The 8,327-nt window shown below is 49.0% G+C and carries 6 protein-coding genes; all 6 read left to right on the forward strand.

Features of this window, described 5'->3' with window-relative positions; all coding sequences use genetic code 11:
• Positions 1-6 precede the first annotated feature (6 nt).
• The 6 genes from acrF to A31E_RS06755 all read left to right on the forward strand — a co-directional run bounded on the left by acrF (position 7) and on the right by A31E_RS06755 (position 8,167).
• Complete coding sequence (gene acrF, locus A31E_RS06780; RefSeq protein WP_016249267.1) at positions 7-3,111, forward strand: multidrug efflux RND transporter permease subunit AcrF; 3,105 nt, start codon at positions 7-9, stop codon at positions 3,109-3,111.
• A 251-nt stretch (positions 3,112-3,362) separates the two neighbouring features.
• The gene (locus A31E_RS06775) at positions 3,363-3,584 is read left to right on the forward strand and encodes a lipoprotein (protein WP_000825670.1); all 222 of its coding nucleotides are present in this window, start codon (positions 3,363-3,365) and stop codon (positions 3,582-3,584) included.
• A 429-nt stretch (positions 3,585-4,013) separates the two neighbouring features.
• Positions 4,014-5,039: an amino acid ABC transporter substrate-binding protein gene (locus tag A31E_RS06770; protein ID WP_000738562.1), complete on the forward strand. Its 1,026-nt coding sequence runs from the start codon at positions 4,014-4,016 to the stop codon at positions 5,037-5,039.
• 67 nt (positions 5,040-5,106) lie between these two features.
• Entirely contained in the window at positions 5,107-6,288 is a 1,182-nt protein-coding gene (locus A31E_RS06765; RefSeq protein ID WP_016249268.1) for an amino acid ABC transporter permease, read from the forward strand.
• Positions 6,289-6,297: 9 nt separating this feature from the next.
• Positions 6,298-7,401 carry an amino acid ABC transporter permease gene (locus tag A31E_RS06760; RefSeq protein WP_001517195.1) on the forward strand — a complete coding sequence of 368 codons (1,104 nt, stop codon included), beginning with the start codon at positions 6,298-6,300 and terminating at the stop codon, positions 7,399-7,401.
• Positions 7,402-7,408: 7 nt separating this feature from the next.
• The gene (locus A31E_RS06755; protein ID WP_000078317.1) at positions 7,409-8,167 is read left to right on the forward strand and encodes an amino acid ABC transporter ATP-binding protein; all 759 of its coding nucleotides are present in this window, start codon (positions 7,409-7,411) and stop codon (positions 8,165-8,167) included.
• Positions 8,168-8,327 lie beyond the last annotated feature (160 nt).

Raw genomic sequence — 8,327 nt, forward strand, 5'->3', positions numbered from 1 at the left:
TCAGACATGGCAAACTTTTTTATTCGACGACCGATATTTGCATGGGTGCTGGCCATTATTCTGATGATGGCAGGCGTACTGGCGATCCTACAATTACCTATCGCCCAATACCCAACCATTGCGCCGCCTGCGGTTTCTGTTTCGGCAAACTATCCGGGTGCTGATGCACAGACCGTACAGGATACGGTGACGCAGGTTATCGAACAGAATATGAATGGTATCGATAACCTGATGTATATGTCCTCCACCAGCGATTCCGCCGGTAGCGTAACAATTACCCTCACTTTCCAGTCAGGGACAGATCCAGATATTGCGCAAGTCCAGGTGCAGAACAAACTCCAACTTGCCACGCCGTTGCTGCCGCAGGAAGTTCAACAACAGGGGATTAGCGTTGAAAAGTCCAGTAGCAGTTATTTGATGGTGGCAGGTTTTGTCTCTGATAATCCCAGTACCACTCAGGACGATATCTCGGACTATGTGGCCTCTAACGTTAAAGATACGCTTAGCCGCCTGAATGGCGTTGGTGACGTGCAACTCTTTGGCGCACAGTATGCGATGCGTATCTGGCTGGACGCCGACCTGCTAAACAAATATAAACTGACACCGGTTGATGTGATTAACCAGTTGAAAGTGCAGAACGATCAGATAGCTGCCGGGCAACTGGGCGGAACACCAGCGTTGCCTGGGCAACAGTTGAACGCCTCGATTATTGCTCAGACCCGATTAAAAAATCCGGAAGAGTTCAGCAAAGTCACCCTGCGCGTGAACAGCGACGGTTCAGTGGTTCGCCTGAAAGATGTCGCCCGTGTTGAGCTTGGTGGTGAAAACTATAACGTCATCGCCCGTATCAACGGTAAACCGGCAGCGGGTCTGGGTATTAAACTAGCCACTGGTGCGAACGCCCTCGATACGGCGAAAGCCATTAAGGCGAAACTGGCAGAATTACAGCCATTCTTCCCGCAGGGAATGAAGGTTCTCTACCCTTATGACACCACGCCATTCGTCCAGCTTTCTATTCACGAAGTGGTAAAAACGCTGGTTGAAGCCATTATCCTGGTGTTTCTGGTGATGTATCTGTTCTTGCAGAATATGCGAGCAACGCTGATCCCCACCATTGCTGTGCCCGTAGTGCTGTTAGGGACGTTTGCCATCCTCGCCGCTTTTGGTTACTCCATCAACACACTAACAATGTTTGGAATGGTGCTTGCCATCGGGCTGCTCGTCGATGATGCGATAGTGGTGGTAGAGAACGTCGAGCGCGTGATGATGGAGGATAATCTCCCGCCAAAAGAAGCGACGGAAAAATCGATGTCGCAAATTCAGGGCGCACTGGTGGGTATTGCGATGGTGCTGTCAGCGGTTTTTATTCCGATGGCATTCTTCGGCGGTTCCACAGGGGCAATTTATCGCCAGTTTTCTATCACCATTGTTTCGGCAATGGCGCTTTCCGTACTGGTGGCATTGATTCTCACCCCTGCATTATGCGCAACGCTACTCAAACCAGTCTCTGCCGAACATCACGATAAAAAGAGCGGTTTCTTCGGCTGGTTTAATACCACTTTCGATCATAGCGTTAACCACTATACCAATAGCGTTGGCAAAATCCTCGGTTCCACAGGGCGATATTTACTGATCTATGCGCTGATAGTTGCCGGAATGGTAGTGTTGTTTTTACGTCTCCCTTCTTCCTTTTTGCCGGAAGAAGATCAGGGGGTCTTTCTGACCATGATTCAACTTCCTGCTGGCGCGACGCAAGAGCGGACGCAAAAAGTGTTGGATCAAGTGACGGATTACTATCTGAAGAACGAGAAAGCGAACGTTGAAAGCGTCTTTACGGTTAACGGATTTAGCTTCAGCGGTCAGGCACAAAACGCCGGGATGGCCTTCGTCAGCCTGAAACCGTGGGAAAAGCGTGGTGGCGATGAAAACAGCGCGGAAGCAGTTATCCACCGTGCCAAAATGGAGCTGGGCAAGATCCGCGACGGTTTTGTCATTCCGTTCAATATGCCAGCCATTGTTGAACTGGGCACAGCAACGGGATTCGACTTTGAGTTAATCGATCAGGCCGGTCTGGGGCACGATGCCCTAACCCAGGCCCGCAACCAGTTGCTTGGTATGGCGGCGCAACATCCTGACAGCTTAGTCAGTGTACGTCCCAATGGTCTGGAAGATACCGCGCAGTTCAAACTTGAAGTTGACCAGGAAAAGGCACAGGCATTAGGCGTTTCGCTTTCTGATATCAATCAGACCATTTCTACGGCGTTGGGCGGAACTTACGTTAACGACTTCATCGACCATGGACGGGTAAAAAAAGTGTACGTTCAGGCTGATGCAAAATTCCGTATGCTGCCAGAAGATGTCGATAAACTTTATGTCCGCAGCGCCAACGGTGAAATGGTGCCATTCTCTGCCTTTACCACTGCACATTGGGTGTATGGTTCTCCGCGACTGGAACGCTACAACGGCCTGCCTTCAATGGAGATTCAGGGGGAAGCCGCGCCAGGAACCAGTTCCGGTGATGCGATGGCGCTGATGGAAAATCTTGCGTCAAAATTACCTGCCGGCATTGGTTATGACTGGACGGGGATGTCGTATCAGGAACGCTTATCGGGTAACCAGGCTCCTGCCCTGGTAGCAATCTCCTTCCTGGTGGTTTTCCTGTGCCTTGCGGCGCTCTATGAAAGCTGGTCAATTCCCGTCTCGGTTATGCTGGTCGTGCCATTAGGGATTGTCGGCGTACTGCTGGCTGCAACACTCTTTAATCAGAAAAATGACGTTTATTTTATGGTGGGCTTGTTAACGACAATTGGCTTATCAGCCAAAAACGCCATTTTGATTGTTGAGTTCGCCAAAGACCTGATGGAGAAAGAAAGTAAAGGCGTTATCGAAGCAACGCTAATGGCGGTGCGCATGCGTCTGCGACCTATCCTGATGACATCCCTCGCATTTATACTCGGCGTGTTGCCGCTGGCTATCAGTAACGGTGCCGGGAGCGGCGCTCAAAACGCAGTGGGTATCGGTGTAATGGGTGGCATGGTCTCTGCAACATTGCTGGCTATTTTCTTCGTGCCGGTGTTCTTTGTCGTGATCCGCCGTTGCTTCAAAGGGTAAATCAGAAACATAAAGGCGTCTTCGACGCCTTTTAAATTTTCTGGAAAAATGAGAATAATTAATAGGATAAGCATTATTTTTCCTATAACCAGCAACTCATTTGCACCTTCTCCCTTCACTATTTTTACAATTCACATAATTTGTCATTATTCATCCTAAAAGAATTATAACTACCAATGATAAAATAATATCCAGATCGTTAATAAGAGAATTCACTTATTAAGCGATAGCGTTATTATTGAGGTAACATCATGAAAAGATTAATTTCTGTGGCATTGCTCACCGCATTGCTGGCGGGTTGTGCTCACGATTCCCCTTGCGTTCCGGTTTATGACGATCAGGGCCGTCTGGTTCACACCAATACCTGTATGAAAGGTACGACGCAGGATAACTGGGAAACTGCCGGAGCTATTGCTGGCGGGGCAGCGGCTGTCGCTGGCCTGACAATGGGGATTATTGCTCTGTCAAAATAACTGAACAGAGCGCGGACTTCCGCGCTCTGTTTAACGATACAGAATCTTTCTATACGTTAAACATTGCTATATTCCGCTGGCTAATTCCCTTTTAATTAAGCATTTTATCTCGTCGCTTGCCTTTCTATCGAAATAACGCATGAATTTATTTTTCAATAACATCATCCCTTCTGATACTCACGCTAATAATCATTATTCTGCTTAGTAAAATACGCGTAAATATTTTGCGCCAAAATGTGGCGCATGTTTCATTTTCGCACCATTGCGGGGCGCTGTTTCTATTATTTCCTGTCTACACTCTGCTTATTGCGTCGCGGAATCGTGCGCAAAAACTGGCACTACTTTTGCTTATAAGAGGATGGCCACAGACAGGTAAAAAACGTTTCCCAAACGTTCTATAACGATAATTTTCGCCTTACAGGAAGCATTATGAAAAAGATGATGATAGCCACACTGGCTGCCGCCAGCGTGCTGCTTGCCGTTGCAAATCAGGCGCATGCTGGCGCGACGCTCGATGCTGTAAAGAAAAAAGGTTTTGTGCAATGCGGGATCAGCGACGGATTACCGGGGTTCTCTTATGCTGATGCAGACGGTAAGTTTTCTGGTATTGATGTTGATGTTTGTCGTGGTGTTGCCGCTGCTGTATTTGGCGACGACACGAAAGTGAAATATACGCCGCTCACCGCAAAAGAACGCTTTACTGCATTGCAATCCGGAGAAGTGGACTTACTCTCCCGTAATACGACCTGGACTTCATCTCGCGACGCAGGCATGGGAATGGTATTTACTGGCGTCACTTATTACGACGGCATTGGTTTCCTGACCCATGACAAAGCAGGGTTAAAAAGCGCGAAGGAACTTGATGGCGCAACTGTCTGTATTCAGGCGGGTACGGATACCGAACTCAACGTTGCCGATTACTTCAAGGCAAACAATATGAAGTACACGCCAGTGACTTTCGATCGCTCTGACGAATCCGCGAAGGCACTAGAGTCTGGTCGCTGCGATACTCTGGCTTCGGATCAATCACAACTGTATGCCTTGCGTATCAAATTAAGTAACCCTGCCGAATGGATTGTTCTGCCGGAAGTTATCTCTAAAGAACCGCTTGGCCCGGTGGTTCGTCGTGGCGATGACGAATGGTTTTCTATTGTGCGCTGGACCCTGTTCGCCATGCTGAATGCTGAAGAGATGGGCGTTAATTCACAGAACGTCGATGAAAAAGCAGCAAATCCGGCAACACCAGATATGGCGCACCTGCTGGGTAAAGAAGGCGATTACGGTAAGGATCTGAAACTGGATAACAAGTGGGCCTACAACATCATCAAACAGGTAGGTAATTACTCGGAAATTTTTGAGCGCAACGTCGGCTCCGAAAGTCCGCTGAAAATTAAACGGGGTCAAAATAACCTCTGGAATAACGGTGGCATCCAATATGCACCGCCCGTGCGTTAAGTAAGTGTGAGGTAACGAGCGTCGCTACAGCGGCGCTCTCTTTAGCGTTATGGTTTTCGAGGTTTCTATGTCTCATCGCCGCCCAACTGTTAAAGGCTCACTCTCCTTTGCCAACCCTGTGGTTCGCGCCTGGTTATTCCAAATCCTTGCCGTTGTTGCCGTCGTCGGCATTATTAGTTGGCTATTTCACAATACCGTGACGAATCTAAGCAATCGTGGCATTACATCAGGGTTTGCCTTTCTTGATCGTGGCGCTGGCTTCGGTATCGTCCAGCATTTGATCGATTACCAGCAGGGCGATACCTACGGACGCGTTTTTATTGTCGGTTTGCTCAATACGCTACTGGTTTCAGCATTGTGTATTGTGTTCGCTTCTGTTCTGGGCTTCTTTATTGGATTAGCGAGACTTTCAGAGAACTGGTTACTGCGAAAGTTATCCACAATTTATATTGAGATCTTCCGTAATATTCCGCCGCTGTTGCAAATCTTCTTCTGGTACTTTGCCGTGTTGCGCAATTTGCCCGGACCGCGACAGGCAGTGAGTGCGTTTGATCTGGCCTTTTTGAGCAATCGCGGGCTTTACATTCCCTCACCGCAACTGGGAGATGGATTTCTTGCGTTTATCGTGACCGTTGTGATGGCTATAGCCATTTCTGTTGGGCTATTTCGCTTCAACAAAACGTACCAGATAAAAACCGGTCAACTACGTCGCACATGGCCTGTCGCCGCTGTGATGATCATTGGTTTACCTTTGCTGGCGCAATGGCTTTTTGGCACAGCACTTCACTGGAACATTCCAGCCCTACAAGGGTTTAACTTCCGCGGTGGTATGGTGCTGATCCCTGAACTGGCTGCCTTAACGTTGGCGCTTTCGGTCTATACCTCTGCATTTATCGCTGAGATTATCCGCGCAGGGATTCAGGCTGTGCCTTATGGCCAACACGAAGCAGCCCGATCGCTGGGATTACCCAATACTGTCACACTACGTCAGGTGATTATTCCGCAGGCGCTGCGGGTGATTATTCCTCCGTTAACCAGCCAGTATCTCAACATCGTCAAAAACTCTTCTCTTGCCGCCGCTATTGGCTATCCGGATATGGTTTCACTGTTTGCCGGCACCGTGCTTAACCAGACCGGGCAGGCCATCGAGACGATAGCCATGACCATGTCGGTCTATCTGATTATCAGCCTGACTATCTCACTGCTGATGAATATCTATAACCGCCGTATCGCAATCGTTGAACGCTAAGGAGTCATGATGACGAAAGTATTGCTGTCTCATCCCCCGCGCCCGGCGAACCATAACCCAAGCCGCGTTATAGTTTGGGCGCGCAAAAATCTGTTCTCAAGCTGGAGTAATAGTCTGCTGACCATTGGTTGCCTGTGGCTGATGTGGGAATTGATTCCACCGTTGCTGAACTGGGCTTTTTTGCAGGCTAACTGGGTTGGGTCAACCCGCGCAGACTGTACAAAAGCAGGTGCCTGCTGGGTCTTCATCCACGAGCGATTTGGCCAGTTTATGTATGGGCTTTACCCACACGACCAACGCTGGCGAATTAATCTGGCATTACTGATTGGCCTGATTTCGATTGCACCAATGTTCTGGAAAATACTCCCCCATCGCGGTCGCTATATTGCGGTATGGGCGGTGATTTACCCGCTTATTGTCTGGTGGCTAATGTATGGTGGTTTTCTTGGTCTTGAGCGAGTTGAAACCCGGCAATGGGGTGGGCTAACACTTACTTTGATTATTGCATCAGTTGGGATTGCAGGGGCGCTGCCGTGGGGGATTTTATTGGCGTTAGGCCGCCGTTCTCATATGCCGATTGTGCGTATCTTATCCGTCATTTTTATCGAGTTCTGGCGTGGCGTACCGCTGATCACCGTGTTGTTTATGTCGTCAGTGATGCTGCCGTTATTTATGGCAGAAGGCACCAGCATCGACAAACTGATCCGTGCATTAGTCGGAGTGATCCTGTTCCAGTCCGCTTATGTTGCGGAAGTGGTGCGAGGTGGATTGCAGGCGCTCCCCAAAGGTCAATATGAAGCTGCAGAGTCGCTGGCGTTGGGTTACTGGAAAACCCAGGGGCTGGTTATTCTGCCACAGGCACTGAAACTGGTTATTCCAGGGCTGGTAAACACCATCATCGCACTATTCAAAGATACCAGTCTGGTGATCATTATCGGGTTGTTCGATCTTTTCAGTAGCGTTCAGCAGGCAACCGTTGATCCCGCCTGGTTGGGCATGTCGACCGAAGGGTACGTCTTCGCTGCACTGATCTATTGGATCTTCTGTTTCAGTATGTCGCGTTATAGCCAACATCTGGAAAAACGTTTTAACACCGAGCGTACACCGCATTGAGGACACTATGAGCCAAATTTTACTGCAACCTGCTAACGCGATGATTACGCTGGAAAATGTTAACAAATGGTATGGGCAATTCCATGTCCTGAAGAATATAAATTTAATCGTGCAACCGGGGGAACGAATCGTTCTGTGTGGCCCTTCTGGTTCCGGGAAATCGACAACCATCCGTTGTATTAATCACTTGGAAGAACATCAACAGGGAAGAATCGTAGTGGATGGCATCGAACTTAACGAAGATATCCGCAATATTGAGCGTGTCAGGCAAGAAGTAGGAATGGTCTTTCAGCATTTCAATCTCTTCCCACATCTGACCGTTTTACAGAACTGTACCCTGGCGCCGATTTGGGTACGCAAGATGCCGAAGAAAGAGGCTGAAGCTCTGGCGATGCATTACCTTGAGAGAGTACGAATTGCCGAACATGCACAGAAGTTTCCCGGACAGATATCCGGTGGTCAGCAGCAACGCGTTGCCATAGCTCGTTCACTCTGCATGAAACCCAAGATCATGTTGTTTGATGAACCCACGTCGGCGCTCGATCCGGAGATGGTGAAAGAAGTGCTGGATACGATGATTGGACTGGCACAGTCGGGTATGACAATGCTGTGTGTAACGCATGAGATGGGATTTGCCCGCACTGTTGCTGACAAGGTCATTTTTATGGATCGCGGAGAGATTGTTGAGCAGGCCGCGCCGGATGAGTTTTTTGCACATCCGAAATCGGAACGCACGCAGGCGTTTTTATCGCAGGTAATCCATTAAATTGGATATGGTTTCAAAATGCAAAAAGGCCATCCTTCCGGATGGCCTTCTGCTTTATTTGATGTCTGGCAGTTCCCTACTCTCGCATGGGGAGACCCCACACTACCATCGGCGCTACGGCGTTTCACTTCTGAGTTCGGCATGGGGTCAGGTGGGACCA

This window comes from Escherichia sp. KTE159, assembly GCF_000408805.1.
Taxonomy (GTDB): domain Bacteria; phylum Pseudomonadota; class Gammaproteobacteria; order Enterobacterales; family Enterobacteriaceae; genus Escherichia; species Escherichia marmotae.